The organism is Bacillus sp. 204(2023), from assembly GCF_037027505.1.
Lineage (GTDB): Bacteria > Bacillota > Bacilli > Bacillales > Bacillaceae > Bacillus > Bacillus subtilis.
On sequence record NZ_JAXCHE010000003.1, the window covers coordinates 1 to 19,220 of the forward strand.

A 19,220-nucleotide genomic window follows, 5' to 3' on the forward strand; every position below is an offset into this window, starting at 1 on the left:
CTCAAGATGAGATTTCCCATTCCGCAAGGAAGTAAGATCCCTGAAAGATGATCAGGTTGATAGGTCTGAGGTGGAAGTGTGGCGACACATGGAGCTGACAGATACTAATCGATCGAGGACTTAACCATATTTTTGAATGATGTCACACCTGTTATCTAGTTTTGAGAGAACTCTCTCAATTTGTTTGGTGGCGATAGCGAAGAGGTCACACCCGTTCCCATACCGAACACGGAAGTTAAGCTCTTCAGCGCCGATGGTAGTCGGGGGTTTCCCCCTGTGAGAGTAGGACGCCGCCAAGCAAGCTTAAACCCAGCTCATTAAGCTGGGTTTTTTATTTTATATCTGTGCCGATTTGCTTTCATCAGTATCCATTTTATCAAGCTTCTGCTTTTTAAGTTTTCTAATACTTTTGAATCCCAATACAATCCCCAGCATGATCAACATGAGAGTCATAAATAATCAAAATGCAGTTTGTACAGGAGACTCATCCAGACTCCATCCGACTGCGATTGGCAGGATAGTGCCGCCAATCCATTGGCAGCGAGCAGCATGCCTGTCGTTTGTTCTGAAAACGGCTCGGGTTGCCAAATGAGAGAAAAGATATTACTGACATTAAAACGATTCTTGGTTTCATCCGGATATGATAAAATGTATCAGACTATATTTGAGCCATTTTTTTCTTCAGCATTCATCTTGCGTAATTGATAAAAATTTATTATGATACTCTTTGTATGACAACTCCTTGCCTCAATACAATATACTCAACGTTTCCCCGTTTTCTCCGGTCGTTTTTCTTTTCATTTTCTCCCGTAAAATAAAAAAAGCTTCCAATACAATAGATATGGTGCGGATTTATTTTTTACTAAAAAGGAGTCGTTATATTTGAATAATAGTTTTACATTAAAACAGCAGTGGTTCGGGAATATCCGAAAAGACATTCTTGCTGGCATTTTAGTTGCGTTAGCGTTAATACCTGAAGCGATTGGCTTTTCTATTATAGCCGGTGTGGATCCGATGGTCGGTCTTTATGCGTCATTTTGTATAGCCATTATTATTTCTATTTTTGGCGGCAGACCTGGCATGATTTCAGCTGCGACAGGCTCAATGGCAGTCGTTATGGTGTCGCTGGTTGCTGATCATGGGCTTCAGTATTTATTTGCGGCTACGATTTTGACTGGCATTATTCAAGTGATTTTAGGTATCAGTAAAATTGCAAGATTAATGAAATTCATCCCGCGTTCTGTGATGATCGGGTTTGTGAATGCGCTGGCGATCCTTATCTTCTCTGCGCAGCTTCCCCAGTTTGAAGGTGCTTCTTGGAGCATGTATGCGATGCTTGCCGGGTCGTTGGTTATTATTTATGTGCTGCCAAGGTTTACGACTGCTGTTCCGTCTCCGCTTGTGGCGATTATTGTGATGACAATTATTGCAGTCACTTTCCATGTGGATGTGCGGACGGTTGGTGATATGGGCAATATTTCTAGTTCATTGCCTCATTTCTTAATCCCTAATGTTCCGTTTACCTTTGAAACACTGCAAATTATTTTTCCTTATTCAATTGCTTTAGCGTTTGTCGGGTTGCTTGAATCTTTGCTGACAGCACAGATTATTGATGAAATGACGGATACGGACAGTGATAAAAATAAAGAGAGCCGCGGACAGGGAATTGCGAATATCGTGACTGGATTCTTTGGCGGAATGGCAGGCTGCGCTATGATCGGACAATCTGTCATTAATACAAAAGCGGGTGGTCGCGGACGTTTGTCAGCATTTGTTGCCGGTGCTTTTCTGATGTTTTTAATTGCGGTGTTAAGTCATGTCGTGGTGAAAATCCCAATGGCGGCGTTAGTGGCTGTAATGGTTATGGTGTCTGTCGGCACATTTGATTGGTCTTCCTTAAAAGGTCTCAAAAAAGCGCCGCTCACGGACTCGATTGTCATGGTTGTGACTGTGGTTACGGTTGTTGTGACGGATGACTTATCTAAGGGTGTATTTGTCGGCGTTCTTTTAAGTGCCGTGTTCTTTGTGGCAAAAATCTCGAAGCTGAAAATCGTTTCTCATGCAGAGGATCAAAAGCTTAGAACGTATCAAGTGAAGGGGCAAATCTTTTTTGCGTCAGTGACGGATCTTGCAAATGCGTTTATATATCAAGAGGATATTGAGCGGGTTGTGATTGACTTAACTGAAGCTCACGTATGGGACGATTCTGGTGCGGCCGCACTTGATAAGATTGTTGCGAAGTTTAAGGAACAAGGCATTGAAGCTGAGTTAAAAGGTTTGAATAAAGCGAGTAAATCTCTAATGAAACAGATGGCATAAAATAGAGAAGCCCAGATTAATGAGATCTGGGCTTTTTTATATAACATACACTTAAGCAGCATTGATATAATAGAGAGAAGAGAAATTTTAAATAGGGGACTTGCATATGATGCTTCAGAAGCTGAACCGTGTATTGGGGAGAGTTATGCCGCTGTTGACGCCGACTAGTGTGGTGTTGGGCGTGCTGCTGTCTCAGTTTTTAAATGGGTATGAATGGGCTGTGCCTTGGATCTTTGCTTTTATTACGTTTGCAGGCAGTTTGAGCGCGAACTTTCAATCTTTGAGACATGCATTGTCTCATCCTCTCCCTATGATTCTTGCACTATTCGTTCTTCATATTTTCATGCCGCTTTTTGCTTGGGGCAGCGGCCATCTTATATTTAAAGGTGATCCTTTGACGATTACCGGTTTAACATTGGCTGTTGTGATTCCTACGGGGATTACAAGCTTGATTTGGGCAGCGATGTACAAAGGGAATGTCGGTTTGACACTTTCGATTATTTTAGTTGATACTGTGCTGTCACCGCTAATCGTACCGCTGAGTCTTTCATTGCTGGCCGGCGCTCAGGTTCACATGGATGTGTGGGGAATGATGAAAGGTCTGATTGTAATGGTCGTGATTCCTTCTTTTTTGGGCATGCTGTTTAATCAGATGTCATCTCCAGAAAGAACTGCGTCTGTGAGCAGTGCGCTGTCGCCTTTTTCAAAGCTTTGCTTGATGGCAGTGATTGCGATTAACAGTTCAGCGATTGCTCCTTATTTCAAATCCATTGATTTGAGATTTGCAGGAATAGCTGTAACGGTATTCTTTATCGCGTTAACAGGCTATGCCGCTGCTTGGCTGATCGGAAAAATGATGAAAAGGCGGCAAGAGGAAATAGTCTCTCTTATATTTACGGGAGGCATGAGGAATATTAGTGCCGGCGCAGTTCTTGCCGTTACGTTCTTCCCGTCTCAGGTTGCCGTTCCTGTTGTGATCGGCATGCTGTTTCAGCAGATATTGGCTGCTTTGTTTGGCTATATGCTGAATCGTTTTGAATTAAAACCAATGTTGCAGAAAGCATAAAAAAACCGCTCATAGGGTTGAGCGGTTTTTTCCGTATAGCCATTCGAGCGCGTTGATGAACTGTTTGCAGAAATACTTGCGGTGGTGCACCGCTCCTTTTTCAATTGAAAGACACAACTGGTCTTCAGTGAAGCCTTTTTCTTTTAGACTTTGATGAACTTGCTTTGTTTTTTTCAGCATATGTCGCTGAATGGATTGTTTTTCACGGCCTTCTTCACTCCCGATAGACATGAAAACACGTGCAGTGCCGGGCTTTAAAGAAGATATATGAATGGTTTCCGCTGCGTTCTCGTACCAGTATGAACCTGATATAGAGCCTATTTTCCCGAACATTGACGGATATTTTAATATGGCGAACATTGAGATGAGGCCGCCTAATGAGGCACCGATCATTCCTCTTGACTGCGGTTCCCTGGTGACGTTCCAGTTTTCTTCGATTAGCGGAATGAACTGGTTCGTTATATCAGACAGATAGTGATATCCCATTCCGCCGAAGTCCGTGAACCGATCACTGAGTGATGCAGCCGGCCATGGGGTGTATTCATCAAGCCGGTTTTCGGGTTCGATACCGATCAGCACGAGTTCAGGGAGCCTTTGCTGTTGAAATGCGCTTTCTAGTAATTCGATTTGGTTTTGGAACAAAGAACTGCCATCCTGCACATAAACAGCAGGAAATCTCCTGCTGTCTGTGCTGTAGGAAGGAGGGAGGTACAGCGTGAACCTCCTGTTGCCGGCTTTGTGTTCTGAAAGAGATCCTTTCAAGCATTCTCCCCCTTTTTTTGCTTGAAAAGCAGATATAAGAAATAAGGAACTCCGAGGATCGCCAAAATGATGCCTGCGGGCACTTCTGCGGGCTGAAAAAACAGTTTTCCGGCAAAGTCTGCGCTTATCACAAGCAGCATCCCGATTAAACCGCTCAGTGGCAGGATATAGCGATGTTCGACGCCAGCCAGTCTCCGTGAGATATGGGGAGCAATTAAGCCGACAAACGCCATGCTTCCCGCTACGGAGACACAGGCGCTGATGATTGCTACACAGGCTACGAGCAGGATGGTTTTTTCTTTATTTGATGAAATGCCGAGGCTTCTGACTGTGTCTTCATCAAAACGAATGGTGTCGAGCAGGCGGGATTTGCCGATAAGAATCGGTATAAACAGCAGCATCCATGGGAGTACGGCTGTGATATACGTCCAGTTGGCAGACCAGATGCTTCCGTTTTTCCACACCATGGCCATTTGATAGTCTTGCGGGTCCATTTTTAAAGATAAAAACAAAGACAGGGCGCTGAATCCTGAATTGATGGCAATCCCTACCAGAATAATTCTTCCTGAATCTAAATTTCCTCTGTGCCATGCAAATATGTAAATCAGGATCGCCGCGATGAGCCCGCCTATCAATCCAAAGAGCGGCATTCCCATCGCTGCAGCTATGGATGTCACTTCCTTCTGGCCTTGGAATAAGAGCATAAACGCTACAATGCCGGCTCCTGCCCCTGCGTTGATTCCGAGAATTCCAGGATCAGCAAGCCCGTTTCTTGTGATGGCCTGGATAACAGCGCCTGCAATGCCAAGACCGAGTCCAATAATAGCAGCCATGACAACCCGCGGCAGTCTTAAATCGAACAGCAAAATTTCATACTGCGGATTCTGGTCGATTTGAAAAAGAGTGGAGAGCAGCTCAGCAGGACGAACAGAAAATGATCCGCTCGTTAAGCTGAAATAGCTGACAACAAGAATCAAAGCGATGAACAATGCATATTTTTTAGCCATTTTGCTCCCCTCCTTTTCGTTTAATTAAATAAAGGAAGAAAGGTACGCCGATAATGGATGTTACGACCTCAATCGGTGTTTCAAACGGATAGTTGATAAATCTGCTTGCGAGATCACACAGGGTTAAAAAGATTCCGCCCAAAATACAGGAGCACGGAATCAGCCTGCTGTAATCAGAGCCGACGAGAAATCTCGTGATATGCGGAACAACCAACCCGACAAACGCAATTTTTCCGGCCAGCGCTACGGCACTGCCGGTTAAAATGATGACGGAAAGCATCGCCATGATTTTAATGGTTTTTTTCTTTTGCCCCAGGCTTTTAGAAATGTCGTCCCCTAATGATACAGCGGTCACCTTTTTGCTGAGAGAAATGGCCATTATGATGCCAATCAGGAAAAACGGAGCGGCAAGCTTCAGGAAATCCGGACTCATTTGATGAAGTCTGGCACTGTACCAGAAACTGAGATCCTGAGAAATTTGAAAATAAATCGACATGGCCGCTGATAAGCTGCTGAGCAGCATGCTTGTGACTGTGCCGATGATGGCGAGCTGCACGGGGGTAAATCCGTTTGGCATCACGGCGGCAAGGCCGAATACTAACACCGCTCCTAACGCTGAGCCGATAAAAGAGTATATCATCATTTCAATCGAAGATGATTGCGGGAGCAGAACCATGCAAAGCGTAATGATAAACGCTGAACCATCTGAAACACCCATAATGGATGGCGAAGCTAAATAATTGCGCGTAATGCCCTGCATAAGCGCTCCAGAAACAGCAAGGGCTGCCCCTATGAGCAGAGCGCCGGCAGCCCTTGGAATCCGGGAGTGCCATATAATTTGATGGTCTGTGTTTCCCGGATCGAAATGAATAAGAGATGTAAAAACAATATCTGTGCTAAGATGCTTTGCCCCATAAAGGATTGAAAGCAAAAGCGACAGCGTTATAGCAAATGGAGAAGTAATCAATATGATACGTGTCCACTGTTTTGAATACATACAAAAACCTACTCTGAATTAGTTTTGTGTCAATTTTTCAGCAGCCGCTTTCAGGAAACGGACTTTGCTCCAAGCTGTGCCGCCTTGTGCGAGAGGGTCCACTGAGTTGACATACACATGGTCTTCTTTGACTGCTTTAAGGCTTTTCCAGATTGGATTTTTCTCTAAATCTTTTAAGGCATCAGGTTTGTCTGCATTTTCATCATCAGAAAATTGGACGAAAATATGGTCCGGGTTCATTTCACTTAATTTTTCTAATGAAATCAGCTCTTGCGCTTTTGCAGCTTTTACTTCGTTCGGCGCCTTAAGGCCTAAATCACCATATAGTGTGGAGTTAAAATACACTTGTTCAGGGTAAATGTAAATGTTGCCTTGTCTAATTCTAATGACAAGCGCTTTTGAATCTTTCGCTTTATCATTGATTTTTGTTTTTGTTTCTTTTAGATCCTGTTCATAGTCTGCAATAATTTTCTTTGCTTTTTTCTCTTTTCCAGTCAGCTGGGCAAGCAGCATCATGTTTTCCTTCCAGTTTGAAGAGATATGAGAAACTGGAATCGTCGTGCCTGCTGTGCTGATTTTTTGAAGCGTTTTTTCCGGAAACTTTGTTGAAGCAAGGATAACATCTGGCTTCATTTCAAGAATCTTTTCAATATTTGGCTGCATTTTTTCTCCGGTTGGTTTGGCTTTATCAGTGATGTCTTTGAACATATCAGGGAATTTGCCGGAGAATGAAATTGCGCCTTGCGGATGAACGTCAAGCAATTTCGCGTCTTCCATTGATTCAACGCTTCCCGTAATGGCAATTTTGTCTGTCGGTACAGTTACTTCATATGTTTTATCAAGGTATTCAATTTTCTTCTTCTCAGATGCTGTGCCGCTTGCCTTGCTGGCAGTTGATTCATTTTTACTGCCGCAAGCTGCCGCTGTCAGCGCGAGAAGCAAGATTAATAAGGTGAGAGATATCTTTTTCATCTATAGAGCCTCCTGTTCAATTGATAACTATTATCAATTGGAATTATAGAGAATGAACAGATATAACACCATGGACAAATTCCTGATTTATCATGGACAATCTCCGGATAGTAAAGAAACAGTTTGCTGAACGATGCGTTCGTGCCCGCAAGCTGAGTATTCATTCCACGGGTCAAGGGATAGAAGATAAACACGGTTATTCCGTACCGCGCTTAGGTTTTGCCATGCTTCTGTCTGCTGTAATTGCTGGTAGTAAGCTATGGTCTCCGGCTCTTTAAAAAGAAAAAGCATCATACTGTCAGCTTGGTAATTTGCGATATTTTCTAACGAAATCGCTTGTTCTGAAGGTGTGTCAGCCGTTGTTGCCGAGCTGAATCCTAAATCCCCAAAGAAAACTTCGCGGACACTTCGGTTATGAGCCAGATAGAAGTTTTGCTTATGCAGCCTCAAAAAGAGAAAACGCAACCCTTGGACGTGCTGAAGTGTTTTTTTGGCGGCTGTTGTCTGCTGGTCATAATCCGCTAGCCACTTTTCTGCTTCGGACTCCTCCTTTAAAAATGAGGCAGTTTGGAGAAAGTGGGTTCTCCAGCTTTCTCCTGAAGGAAGGTACATGACTTCTGCGATGCGATTCAGGCGATCTTGTTCTTCTGGGGAAATAGAATCCATGCTGACAATCACATCTGGTTCTGCCTGTGATAACGTGTACAGGTTTTCTTCCCACTTTTCATTAAACCGGTATGCACTGAGCTGGACGGGTATATCTGTCGAATAATGCTGATAGTAGTAAGACGTCCATTTCGGATGCAGAGCGGCCGCAAAAGGTATGTGGTGAAGAGGGATGAGATGGCCCATTGTGCCCCTTCCGTATGCGGCGATTTTCTTTCGGCGTTTTTTCATATAGCTTGTAGGTGAACAGCCTGTATATTTTTTAAAGATTCTGCTGAAATAAAATTCATCTTGATAACCGGTTTGGTGTGCGATTTCTTTCAATTTGCAGTTTGATTTTGCCATGAGCCGTTTTGCCTTTGTGATTCGTGTTTTCGTAATAAATTCTGTTACGCTCTGTCCTGTCCATTTTTTAAAACTTTCACTGTAGTGTTTGGCACTGATTCCTGCCATTTGCGACAGCTGGGCAAGCGTGATTTTTGTATCGGCATGGGTTTCGATATAGTGTTTTGTTTTTTCGATTGCTGAATGTGTATTCGTTTGATCAGATAAACTGGCAGTAAAAAGGTCATAAATCAGGCTTTGTACTTCAATCACACATTTTAGCTGAGAAAGCTGAGACGATTCATTCCATAGTGCGGCAAGCTCTTGAAGCCGGACGGCAAGATTCTCGATATGTGAAACATTCATAAGCTTCAGGTTGGCTAATTCCGATTCTGTGCACGGTGTGAAAATATTTTGTCCGGTTTCCTTGATATAGCTTTGAAGCCTGATCAGACAGGCATCTATATGTCCATCGGCTGCTGGCGTAAAGCCAAAGGTCTCGTTAGGCGGACAAACATAAAGTGTCTTTTTTTGCAGAGGATTGGTGTTTGTTCCGATCGAAATATAGCCGTTTCCTTTTAAATGAAAAATCAGCACGAATGAATCGGCTAATTGCTGTTCTGAGAAGAGATCACTTGTCTTTTTTAGATATTCAATTTGTACTGGTTGATAAATCACTGCATTTTGCACGAGTAGACCACCTTTTCAGAAACGTTCAATTGATAATCATTTTCAATAAAAATTGTACCAAATAAATGAAAGTTTTCCTATATAAAGCGGGTGGGTTTTTAGCACGAAAAAGACCCTTACTTATGTGTAAAAGTAAGGGTCTTTCGTTCAGTAAGAATATGTTACACGTGTAACATACGATGCTTACGTTTTAATAAATGAGATATTTTTTTCTTGTTTTGCTGAATTGTTGGAGTGTTTTTTCATAGCTGTCTATGATGTTTTCAATCGAAGTTCCATTTTCAATTTTTGTCCTGATCCAGCCGTTGCCTGCCAGTTTATCGAATGAACCTGTTGACAGGAACTCAAAATCCTCAGGATAGAGATCGTGTATGGTTTTAATGACTGAAAGACCCGTTTTAACGGCTTCAAACTTATCTCTGTCTGTCACATAGAGCTGCACACCGTGGCAAAGCGTTCCTTGATGTTTAGAAAACGTCGGTGTGAAGGATGCTGCCCTAAATGTAACGCCCGGCAAATGGAGGCTGTTTAATGTTTCTTCAAGTTCTGTGCTTTTGATAAAGGGAGCTCCGATCAATTCGAATGGCTTTGTTGTCCCTCGCCCTTCGGATATATTTGTTCCTTCAATCAGCCCGGTTGCAGGATAAACAAATGTGCTTTCCACCGTCGGCATGTTAGGCGAAGGGAGGACGAAAGGCAATCGGGTATCGTCAAAATCCATTTTTCGTTTCCAGTGTTTCATTTTTACCACTGTAAGATCAGCATCAATACTAAATTCTTTGTTGAACAGTGAAGCCAATTCGCCTATCGTCATCCCATGCTTCAATGGAATGGGATACAATCCGACAAATGAGGCGTATTCAGGTTCTAAGATTGGTCCTTCAATATGATTCCCGCCTTGAGGATTCGGACGGTCCAGCACCATAAATGGAATGCCGTTTTCTTTAGCGGCTTCCATTGCGTATGCCATTGTATAAATGTACGTGTAGAAACGGGTCCCGACATCCTGAATGTCAAACATTAGAATATCGACATTTTTCAGCATTTCTGGAGTCGGTTTTTTCGTTTTTCCGTAGAGGCTGTATACGGGAACCCCGGTTTTTTCGTCAATGTAAGAGCCTACTTCGTCTCCAGCCTGGGCGTCACCGCGGACGCCGTGTTCAGGGCCGAATAAAGCTGTCAGTTTGATATCCGGGTTCTCGTAAAGAATATCGACACTGCTTTTCAGAGATGCGTTTACTCCGGTTGGATTGGTGATCAGTCCGATGCGTTTTCCCTTGAGCTGTTTTTTATAGTCTGGCAAGAGCGTGTCTATCCCAGTCTGGACTTTAGGTTTTTTAGCCGTTTGATTCTTTGAATCGGGTGAAGCAGAGGCAGCGGTTATCGTTCCGAACATCATGAGCCCTGTCAGAAAAGCGAATATTGTTTTTCTCATGTGTCCCTCCTTATTAAAGCGGTCTTCCCGTTTTGATATTTAATCCGTAGCCAAATGGGTAAAGGGTGTTCCCTGGTTTCGTGACTGACGGAATGTCAACTGGAAGTGTGCCTTTAGGTTTTGCCTGACCGAATATCGCCATCACTCCGGCCGGAATATTAGGTTGAAGATAACGGCCATTTGCGTATCCTTTAAAGCCATAGACTGCAATCAGTGCCTTTGCTTCTTCGAAATTGGCTGCATCATAGGGGTTGCGCAGGCTCATTAAGACAAATGGTTTGTTGTGCTGCAGTGCGGCTTTCATGACAGCTCTCGGAAACACGGTGGCCCATTTGCTTGAATCTGATATTGTGTCGTCGATGACACCGTCGTTGACGACAGGGTCATTTTTGACGACATAGGAGCCGGTTATGATATAATCAGCCTTTTTTACTTGTTTTGCATGCTCGGCATTAAATACTTGGTTGGCAAAATTCATTTTGTCGACAGATACGGGTTTGATTTTCTTTCGCTTGATGAGATCGTGAATGGTTTGTTCGATTGAAGCAGTTTGTTCTTCGTAAGGTGCCACAATTAAGATGTGGCTGCCTTTTTTAGGCTTGAACGGCAAAGTGTGCTGTTCATTTTTTAATACAGTTACTGCTTTTTCAGCTATTTTTTTCTCTGCTTTCAGGTGCTGCTTGCTTCCTACGATTTTTTGGGCTTTGGCTATTTTTTCTTTTGTACTGTCGCTGTTTCGCGCTGGATACATGCCGCGTTTTATTTTCAGGGAAATGATTCTTTCAACTGATTTGTTGATTTGTTGTTCAGGAATATCCCCGTTTTTCACGGCTTCTTTCAAAGCTTGAATAACACGTGCGAATTTCTGTTCTTCTTTCATTGAAGTGACTGAGGCAGGCATTAATGCAATATCGACACCAGCTTTTACGGCCATGACCACAGCCTCTTCCTGTCCGAAATGATCTGCGATTGCCTTCATATTGAGCGCATCGGTAACGATGACCCCATTAAAGCCCATTTCCTGACGAAGAAGACCTGTCATCACTTTTTTTGAAAGTGTAGCTGGAACCAGAATGTCCGATCCATCGAGTTTGCTTTTGTAAGTGGTGTCATCAAAGGCGGGAAACTGAACATGGGCTGTCATCACCATATCAGCACCAGCATCAATTGCTTTTTGGAAAGGATAAAGCTCGACCTCACGAAGCCGTTCTTGGCCATGGGAAACGAGCGGCAGTCCATAATGGCTGTCAACGTCCGTGTCTCCATGTCCCGGGAAATGTTTGAGGGCAGACGCGATATCCTGCCGCTGCAACCCTTTCATCGTGTATAAACCGAGGCGTGATGTCAGTTCTCGATTGGAGCTGAATGACCGTACGCCGATTACAGGATTATCAGGATTATTGTTAATGTCCACGACAGGGCTGAAATCTGTATTGATACCTAAGGCAGAGAGCTCTTTCCCAATGATGCTGCCGGTCTGATACGCATTGATTCTGCTTCTGGCTGCGCCCAGCGCCATATTCCCTGGGAAATTAGTGCCCTCCCCTAACCTCGTTACAATGCCGCCTTCCTGATCAATACTCAGCATGAGCGGGATTTTTGGACTTGCCTTTTGGTAATCGTCTGTCAGTTGGACAGTTTGTTTTGTTGTTTTTACATTTTCTGCAAAAAGGATGATGCCTCCGAATTGATATTTCTTGACGAGGCTGGCGACTTCATCATTCATTTCTGTAAGGGCTTGCGGAGAGGACTCGCCTTCCTTTTGCCAGTTTCTAAAATCAGGCATCAGCATCTGTCCGAGTTTTTCATCTAACGACATACGATTGACAATCTGATTGGCATCGATTGCACGTTTGGATGCAGAGGCTTCTGTCTGTCTGGCCCCGAAAAAGCATGAAATAAAGAGAACGGCTGAAAGGATAAGCGGAAAGACAGGTCTCATAGAAACTTCCTCCTATCGTCTAATCATTCACTCCATCGCTTCATAAATCGCGGTTATGACACTTCCATAACTGCCTGTTGCAAATTGATCACCCTCAAAGACGTTTGGATTTTCTTCCGGATCAATAACTGGTGTATGCTTTTTATTTGTTAACAATGCGATGCCTAAATTGTATGCTGGATCAATAATTGTAACTGTCCCTGTCCAGCCGGTATGCCCGTAAGCATTTTCGCTGGCATGAGGGCCAAACATCCATTCCATGCTTTTACTTCCGTTCCGCCTCCAGCCAAGAGCGAATGTCGGATCTGTTGCTGAAGGTGCTGTAAACAGGTCGGCTGTTTTCTGATCAAATAAAGAAATGTTTCGGTATGAACCTTTGTTTAACATGACTTGCAGCAGTATGGCCATATCATCTGCATTTGAGAACAATCCGGCATGCCCAGACACGCCACCCATTGAGTAAAACGCTTTTTCGTCATGCACTTCTCCTTGCAGCGAGTTTGTGCGGATGTTAGGGAATTGAATAACGCCGTCACGTGTATTGCCCAAGCGTTCAGTAGCTGCGAACTGTTTCGGTTTAAAGCCCTTTTGCAGCGGATTGTACAAGGTATGCTTCAGCCTGAGCGGTTTGTAGAGCTCTTGCTCCGTGTAGACATCAAGCGGTTTGCCGGTAAGTTTTTCGACAATACATCCGAGGAGCATATATCCAATGTCACTGTATACGTGCTTTGTCCCAGTTTGATAATCGAGCGGAATTTTCGTCAAATATTCAATCGTTTTGTCCCGTTCTTGGGAATAGTACTTGCCGGCTTTTTCCGGCGTGTAAAAGTAAAAGCTTGATGGGAGCCCTGATTGGTGCTGGAGGACATCGATGACACGTATCTTGTTTTTTCCTTTTATGAGGTCACCCGGCTGATCCTTGAAACCCGGCAAATATGCAGAAACTTTTTCATAGACGTCAAGTTTTCCTTGGCTGACTAAGCGCTGCAATGCAAAATTTGTTGCGTACATTTTTGTATTTGAGGCTAAGTCAAACATCGTGCGGGTTTTCATTTTGGCCGGACGGCGCAGCAGTTCTGCTCCTTCGTACTTTTTACTGTAGCCGTATGCTGCTTTTTTTATGATGCGTCCATCCTTCACCACCACAAGAACGGCGCCTGGAAATCCTGCTGCAATATCCCGTTCTATCATCTGATCTACCTTCCTTAGCTTCTTCGTCGAGAATTGTGTAGTTTCTGCATTTATGGTTTTCGGCTCAACCAAGTTGTCTGCTGTTTGTGCGAAGGTTTCATTTGGCGCAAATATCGATAGGGTTAAAATGGCACTGAATATGAACAGTGTCTTTGTTTTCACAGGCTAGCCCCTTTCTGTGCTTCTATCCCGTTTACTATCCCTAATACAGAAACAATTTAATCGAACTGAGAAGCCATTTCATCTTTATATCCGAATGCATAGGTTAATAAAAAGCCGGCCGCGTAGGAAATAAAGAGCCCAACGATATACAGGATGATTTGCGAAGGCAGGACTAGAAAAGAAAGCGGCAGTCCGGAGACACCAATCGCAATGGTGGCTACTTGAAAATAAGCTTGAAAGGCGCCGCCGATTCCAGCTCCTAAACATGCTGTTAAAAACGGACGGCCAAGCGGCAGCGTGACTCCGAAAATAAGCGGTTCACCAATGCCGAGCAGTCCCGATGGAAGCCCGCCGGCGATTGCTTTTCTCAGTGTTGTTTTTTTCGTCTTCACGAAAACGGCAAAGGCCGCGCCTACCTGTCCTGCACCTCCCATAGCCAAAATAGGGAGCAGAGGATCATTGCCAATTGAATTGATCAGTTCCATGTGCACAGGCGTCAAGCCTTGATGCAGTCCGGTTACGACGAGAGGAAGGAAGGTTGCGCCCAGAATAAAGCCCGCAGCGATGCCGCCGATGTCCAGGATGGACAGTAGGCCGGATGTAATAGCATCAGAAATGAATCCGCCTAAAGGCATAAATACGACATACGTTACGATTCCGGTGATTAACAGTGAAACGGTGGGTGTGACAATGATATCGAGTGATTGAGGAATAAAACGGCGAATAAATTGTTCGGTGTAAGCAATGAATATGGCTGCGAAAAGGACGCCGATCAGACCTCCCCTGCCTGGGAGAAGCTCTTCTCCAAATAAACTGATTTTTGCGATCTCCGGATTGATAATCAAGATCCCGGCCAAAGCCCCAAGTGCGGGTGTCCCGCCAAATTCTTTCGAAGCGTTAATACCGACGAGAATGCCGAGATAAGTGAACAGCCCTGATCCGATGACTGTCAGGATAACCGCAATTTGTGAGTCTGCAGAGAGCCAGCCTGCTTGAATAATTGCTTTGGTAATCCCAGTAATTAAACCGGAAGCGACTAGAGCGGGAATAAGAGGGATAAAAATGCTGGCAATTTTACGTAAGAAAAGTTTAAAAGGAGTGGCGTTTTTTCGATTGATATCGGCTTTCTTTTTGGCCGCTGCTTCTTTGACATCGGCACCTTCTTCTGCTGACACGAGCTTTGAGAAAGCAGCTGTAACATGATTGACGACTCCTGTGCCGAGGATAATTTGTAAGGTTTCAGCTTCAACGACCCCCAATACGCCGTCAAGCTTTCTTAAAGCCTGAGCATCCGCTTTGCTTTCATCGTAAGGCGTAATGCGCAGGCGTGTCATGCAATGCGTATATGAAGAAATATTGGATTTTCCTCCGCATAGCTCAAGGATTTTCTGTGCGAGATGATGGTAGTTATTTTCTTTGCTCATTAAAACCCCTCCCCTTCAAGATGCCTTATTTTATTCTCATAGATTGTATGGCTGCTCTCGTTTTATCGATATAACCGGTTGTCGTTTCATACTGCTCAGCCGCCATGCCTAAAAACAAAACATCAATTATAAAAAGCTGGGCGAGGCGGGAGGAAGTGGCTGCACTTCGAATCAAGGCTTCATTTGAATGGGCTGTATACAAAGGGACATCAGCCAGTGCGGAGACGGATGTCTGACTGAATTGTGTGAGGCTGATCGTTGTGATGCCTTTTTCCTTGGCCATGGCGAACAGTTCAATGATTTCCTGTGTCTCTCCTGAAAACGAAATGGCAAATACGATGTCGTCTTTATCTGCATTTGCGATTAAAGATGCCACAAGATGAGTGTCTGTAAACGCGGTTGCTTGTTTATGAATGCGAAGCCACTTTTGCTGGGCGTCCTTGGCGACAATGCCGGAAGCCCCGAGGCCGATAAAATGCACGATATGAGCTTTGAGAAGTAGAGAAACCGCTCGTTCAAGCTCTTTGTAGTCCATCAGGTCTGAAGTATCCTGAATGGCTTGAATGGCATTGCCGGCCGTTTTTTCGGAAATGGAGGGCAGCGGCTCGTGGGGAACAATATCCCGGTAGCCCTGAAACGTAGGCTTTGCCAGATCGCCTGCTACTCTCATTTTTAAATCTTGAAATCCTTTTAAACCGAGTGATTTGCAGAGCCTGATGACGGCAGCGTCACTTGAATTGGCTAAGGCGCTGATTTCGTTGACCGTGCTTTCGATTGCTTTGTGGGGATGGGCTAGGATATAATCTGCAAGTTTGCGCTCGGATGGAGGGAGCTTATGCTTCATTGATTGGATGATCGCTAAACCGCCTGTGGCCATTCTAGTTCTCTCCTTATCATGGATGGTAATGTTCGATTGCTTTGTCAATGAAACCGTTTGCTTCATCGAGTAATGTCTTTGCTTGTTTCTGATCTGTGCTTGTTTTGAGCATGACGATTGCTGTTTTGACGTGATGATCGGCTTGTTCCAGGGTGTGCCTGGCTGTGTCGTATGAAGCATTTGTAAGGCTTTGGATGATGCTGATGGCGCGTTCTTTTAGTTTTTTGTTGCTGACGTTGACGTCTACCATCAAGTTTTCGTAAACCTTGCCGATTTTGACCATTACAGCGGTAGATATCATGTTTAGAATCATTTTATGAGCGGTTGCGGCTTTCATACGTGTTGATCCTGTAATGGCCTCAGGTCCGACGACAACCTCAATGCTGTGATCCGCATCCTTGCTGATGGCGGAATTTTCATTGCAAGTAAGGGCGATGGTGTGTGCTCCGACTTTGCGGGCGTATCTTAGGGCGCCTGCGGCGTAGGGTGTGCGGCCGCTTGCTGCGATGGCAATGACGGTGTCATTTGAAGTGAGCTGTATGTTTCTTAAATCTTCAGCTCCTGCTTCTTCACTGTCTTCAATGCCCTCTGCTGCCTGTAAAAAGGCTTTGGGGCCTCCAGCCATGATTCCGATGACCTGATCTGGGCTTACGCTGTAGGTGGGAGGACATTCAACAGCATCCATGACGCCGAGTCTGCCGCTTGTGCCGGCGCCTGTATATATGAGCCGGCCTCCATTTTGAAACGATTCATATGCGCAGTCTACAGCTGTTTTGATGTCGGGGAGAACCTCCTGAACGGCTGCAGCGACTTTCATATCTTCGTTGTTGATCATTTTGAGGATGCCGAGAGTGTTTGCTTTGTGGATTTCAACTGTTTGGCTATTGCGTGATTCCGTTGTAAGACGGTGAAGGTTTAATGGTTCTGACATGAGGATGCCCCCTATTTTAAAATGATATATCCCAATATTCAGTATATTCATTTCTGTTATGATATTTCAACTATGTTTTTAAATTTTTGAAATTTTATTTCACTCAAGACTATAAGAAATGATGAAGGATCAACTGTTCTCCAAGCGGCCCGATTCTTCGCCGTCCTTTATCAAGGAACCCGCTTTTCATATAAAGGTGTTTTGCGCGTATGTTCAGATGATTGACGGCCAAGATGATTTCGTCGCACCATGGAAAATATCCGCTCACAAAAGCGGGAAGCAAAATCATGGCTTTTTTCGCATAGCCTTTTCCGTGGTGCACAGCGTTTAAAGACAGGGAGCTGAGCAGTAAAGCAAATGGATTGTTAGAATAGGAAGCAAGCGTTTCTTTTGATGCATGTAAAATGAAAAAACCGACTGGAAGGTCGTCTTTTAAGATGACAACCGGGTATCGGTCCTGTATGCCCAGAGCCTGAGACAGCACCTCTTTCGGGAGGGAGGTAAAGCGTTTGTCATCGTTGGTGAGCGTGAATGATTGAAGCTCGGGCAAGTGTTCAGGCTTATAGAAGGATAAAGAAATGTCTTGAGTCATGTGGTGGCCTCCTTACAATATGTCGTCAAGCTCGTTTTCCGAAATGACGCGGTAGCCCGCTTGTTTTAACAGTGCGGCGGTTACTCCGCTGCCGGTGATTTTTTTGCCAGAGAATGTGCCGTTATAGATAAAACCGCTTCCGCAAGATGGACTGTTTTCTTTTAATATGACGGCAGAAGCGTTGATTTCTTTTGCGTAAGCCAATGTTTTCGCGGCGCCTTCCATATATAGTTCTGTGACGTCTTCTCCTGAAGCTGTCACGATTTTCGCTGTTCCATTGAGGACATCCTCGCCGGTGCCTCCTATGATTTCTGCGGGTTCGCGTGGGGTAGAGAAGCCGCCGAGAAGTTCAGGGCAAGCCATGACTGCTTTCTTTTCATCGACGAGTTTTCTGATTTTCTCCGACGCTGCGTGAGAGCCGTTGTATCTGCATTCAATGCCTCCAAGGCAAGAACTGACTAGTATCATATTGGTTTCTCCTCTCTTGCTTTGCTTGTCTCTATCATAAAATAAATGGCTTTAGTTGGGAGGCTTTTTCAGTTAAAAAAGGAGTTAAAAAGTTTGAAAATAAAAAATTTAATTTTTCTCTTTACAAACAGGGGGTGACCTGTATATAATAACTTTTGTCAGCTCGACGAGAACACAACGGCCCGTTGGTCAAGCGGTTAAGACACCGCCCTTTCACGGCGGTAACACGGGTTCGAATCCCGTACGGGTCACCATTTGGAGGATTAGCTCAGCTGGGAGAGCATCTGCCTTACAAGCAGAGGGTCGGCGGTTCGAGCCCGTCATCCTCCACCATCTTGCCGGTGTAGCTCAATTGGTAGAGCAACTGACTTGTAATCAGTAGGTTGGGGGTTCAAGTCCTCTTGCCGGCACTGTTTTTTCAAAATTTTATGTGGAGGGGTAGCGAAGTGGCTAAACGCGGCGGACTGTAAATCCGCTCCCTCAGGGTTCGGCAGTTCGAATCTGCCCCCCTCCACCATTATTGGGCTATAGCCAAGCGGTAAGGCAACGGACTTTGACTCCGTCATGCGTTGGTTCGAATCCAGCTAGCCCAGTCACAGACACCTTTGATCAAAAGGTGTCTTTTTTCTTTTCGGAAAAATCATTCCAACTTCTAACTGTTCAGTCTGTATAATAATTTTAAAAATATGTTAAGGTAGTTTATTCACGAATTACCATCTACACCCTGCCAAAAATTTGATAAACTTATTTTATAAAAAAATTGAAACCTTTTGAAACGAAGCTCGTATACATACAGACCGGTGAAGGCAGAGGTTAGATAAATATGGAAATGATGATCAAAAAAAGAATTAAACAAGTCAAAAAAGGCGACCAGAATGCATTTGCGGACATCGTAGATATTTACAAAGATAAAATTTATCAGCTTTGCTACCGTATGCTTGGCAATGTGCATGAGGCGGAGGATATTGCACAGGAAGCTTTCATCAGAGCGTACGTTAATATCGACAGTTTTGATATTAACCGGAAATTTTCAACTTGGCTTTATCGAATCGCGACCAATTTGACCATTGACCGCATTCGCAAAAAGAAGCCGGATTATTACCTCGATGCAGAAGTGGCTGGTACGGAAGGCTTGACCATGTATTCTCAAATCGCCGCAGATGGTGTTTTGCCTGAAGATGCAGTTGTGTCGCTGGAACTCTCAAACACGATACAGCAGAAAATTTTAAAGCTTCCTGACAAATACAGAACAGTCATCGTATTAAAGTATATTGACGAACTCTCATTAATTGAAATCGGGGAGATTCTAAACATTCCTGTGGGGACTGTGAAAACGCGGATTCACAGAGGCAGAGAGGCTCTTAGAAAACAATTAAGGGATCTTTAAGTGGGGTG

At 44.3% G+C, this 19,220-nt stretch carries 16 protein-coding genes, 5 tRNA genes, 2 rRNA genes and 1 pseudogene; 10 read left to right on the top strand and 14 right to left on the bottom strand.

Going from position 1 to position 19,220, the window contains the following annotated elements:
• Positions 1-128, top strand: a 23S ribosomal RNA gene (locus WA279_RS07330); the annotation flags it as partial.
• 55 nt (positions 129-183) lie between these two features.
• Positions 184-299, top strand: a 5S ribosomal RNA gene (gene rrf / locus WA279_RS07335).
• A 37-nt stretch (positions 300-336) separates the two neighbouring features.
• Here the strand turns inward: rrf and WA279_RS07340 are convergent.
• A pseudogene (locus WA279_RS07340) lies at positions 337-569 on the bottom strand (MFS transporter); the annotation flags it as partial.
• Between the two features lie 313 nt (positions 570-882).
• Here WA279_RS07340 and WA279_RS07345 point away from each other — a divergent pair.
• Together WA279_RS07345 and WA279_RS07350 are read left to right on the top strand one after the other, a co-directional pair.
• Positions 883-2,319 (top strand): SulP family inorganic anion transporter, encoded by a 1,437-nt coding sequence (locus tag WA279_RS07345; RefSeq protein ID WP_336154852.1) that lies wholly within the window; start codon positions 883-885, stop codon positions 2,317-2,319.
• A 145-nt stretch (positions 2,320-2,464) separates the two neighbouring features.
• Positions 2,465-3,385, top strand: a complete 921-nt coding sequence (locus WA279_RS07350; RefSeq protein WP_072557088.1) for a bile acid:sodium symporter family protein — start codon at positions 2,465-2,467, stop codon at positions 3,383-3,385.
• 9 nt (positions 3,386-3,394) lie between these two features.
• Here the strand turns inward: WA279_RS07350 and WA279_RS07355 are convergent, their stop codons facing one another.
• The 13 genes from WA279_RS07355 to WA279_RS07415 all read right to left on the bottom strand — a co-directional run bounded on the left by WA279_RS07355 (position 3,395) and on the right by WA279_RS07415 (position 17,825).
• On the bottom strand, positions 3,395-4,147 hold the full coding sequence (locus tag WA279_RS07355; RefSeq protein ID WP_336154854.1) for an alpha/beta hydrolase: 753 nt from the start codon (positions 4,145-4,147) through the stop codon (positions 3,395-3,397).
• The gene (gene feuC / locus WA279_RS07360; protein WP_251187356.1) at positions 4,144-5,154 is read right to left on the bottom strand and encodes an iron ABC transporter permease FeuC; all 1,011 of its coding nucleotides are present in this window, start codon (positions 5,152-5,154) and stop codon (positions 4,144-4,146) included. The genes WA279_RS07355 and feuC overlap by 4 nt, the downstream gene beginning before the upstream one ends.
• Positions 5,147-6,151 carry a FecCD family ABC transporter permease gene (locus tag WA279_RS07365; protein WP_327829099.1) on the bottom strand — a complete coding sequence of 335 codons (1,005 nt, stop codon included), beginning with the start codon at positions 6,149-6,151 and terminating at the stop codon, positions 5,147-5,149. The genes feuC and WA279_RS07365 overlap by 8 nt, the downstream gene beginning before the upstream one ends.
• An 18-nt stretch (positions 6,152-6,169) precedes the next feature.
• Positions 6,170-7,123, bottom strand: a complete 954-nt coding sequence (gene feuA, locus WA279_RS07370; RefSeq protein ID WP_336154856.1) for an iron ABC transporter substrate-binding protein FeuA — start codon at positions 7,121-7,123, stop codon at positions 6,170-6,172.
• 90 nt (positions 7,124-7,213) lie between these two features.
• Positions 7,214-8,803: a bacillibactin transport transcriptional regulator Btr gene (gene btr / locus WA279_RS07375; RefSeq protein WP_336154857.1), complete on the bottom strand. Its 1,590-nt coding sequence runs from the start codon at positions 8,801-8,803 to the stop codon at positions 7,214-7,216.
• Between the two features lie 190 nt (positions 8,804-8,993).
• Positions 8,994-10,238: an exo-beta-N-acetylmuramidase NamZ family protein gene (locus tag WA279_RS07380; protein ID WP_327846168.1), complete on the bottom strand. Its 1,245-nt coding sequence runs from the start codon at positions 10,236-10,238 to the stop codon at positions 8,994-8,996.
• A 13-nt stretch (positions 10,239-10,251) separates the two neighbouring features.
• Positions 10,252-12,180 carry a beta-N-acetylhexosaminidase gene (gene nagZ / locus WA279_RS07385; protein WP_336154861.1) on the bottom strand — a complete coding sequence of 643 codons (1,929 nt, stop codon included), beginning with the start codon at positions 12,178-12,180 and terminating at the stop codon, positions 10,252-10,254.
• Positions 12,181-12,207: 27 nt separating this feature from the next.
• Complete coding sequence (gene amiE / locus WA279_RS07390) at positions 12,208-13,533, bottom strand: N-acetylmuramoyl-L-alanine amidase (protein ID WP_336154862.1); 1,326 nt, start codon at positions 13,531-13,533, stop codon at positions 12,208-12,210.
• A gap of 56 nt (positions 13,534-13,589) precedes the next feature.
• The gene (locus WA279_RS07395; protein WP_014475625.1) at positions 13,590-14,957 is read right to left on the bottom strand and encodes a PTS transporter subunit EIIC; all 1,368 of its coding nucleotides are present in this window, start codon (positions 14,955-14,957) and stop codon (positions 13,590-13,592) included.
• A 25-nt stretch (positions 14,958-14,982) separates the two neighbouring features.
• Positions 14,983-15,834 carry a MurR/RpiR family transcriptional regulator gene (locus WA279_RS07400; protein ID WP_336154863.1) on the bottom strand — a complete coding sequence of 284 codons (852 nt, stop codon included), beginning with the start codon at positions 15,832-15,834 and terminating at the stop codon, positions 14,983-14,985.
• Positions 15,835-15,850: 16 nt separating this feature from the next.
• Positions 15,851-16,765 carry an N-acetylmuramic acid 6-phosphate etherase gene (murQ, locus tag WA279_RS07405; RefSeq protein WP_336154865.1) on the bottom strand — a complete coding sequence of 305 codons (915 nt, stop codon included), beginning with the start codon at positions 16,763-16,765 and terminating at the stop codon, positions 15,851-15,853.
• Positions 16,766-16,874: 109 nt separating this feature from the next.
• The gene (locus tag WA279_RS07410) at positions 16,875-17,357 is read right to left on the bottom strand and encodes a GNAT family N-acetyltransferase (protein WP_015382615.1); all 483 of its coding nucleotides are present in this window, start codon (positions 17,355-17,357) and stop codon (positions 16,875-16,877) included.
• A 12-nt stretch (positions 17,358-17,369) separates the two neighbouring features.
• A complete protein-coding gene (locus WA279_RS07415) occupies positions 17,370-17,825 on the bottom strand; it encodes a DUF523 domain-containing protein (RefSeq protein WP_021481932.1) in 456 nt (151 codons plus the stop codon).
• 179 nt (positions 17,826-18,004) lie between these two features.
• Here WA279_RS07415 and WA279_RS07420 point away from each other — a divergent pair.
• The 6 genes from WA279_RS07420 to sigW all read left to right on the top strand — a co-directional run bounded on the left by WA279_RS07420 (position 18,005) and on the right by sigW (position 19,212).
• Positions 18,005-18,079: transfer RNA gene (locus WA279_RS07420), tRNA-Glu, on the top strand.
• A 3-nt stretch (positions 18,080-18,082) separates the two neighbouring features.
• Positions 18,083-18,158: transfer RNA gene (locus WA279_RS07425), tRNA-Val, on the top strand.
• Positions 18,159-18,162: 4 nt separating this feature from the next.
• Positions 18,163-18,235: transfer RNA gene (locus tag WA279_RS07430), tRNA-Thr, on the top strand.
• Between the two features lie 22 nt (positions 18,236-18,257).
• A tRNA-Tyr gene (locus tag WA279_RS07435) sits at positions 18,258-18,342 on the top strand.
• A 4-nt stretch (positions 18,343-18,346) separates the two neighbouring features.
• Positions 18,347-18,418 (top strand) — tRNA-Gln (locus WA279_RS07440).
• 230 nt (positions 18,419-18,648) lie between these two features.
• Positions 18,649-19,212, top strand: a complete 564-nt coding sequence (gene sigW / locus WA279_RS07445) for an RNA polymerase sigma factor SigW (protein WP_014478649.1) — start codon at positions 18,649-18,651, stop codon at positions 19,210-19,212.
• Positions 19,213-19,220 lie beyond the last annotated feature (8 nt).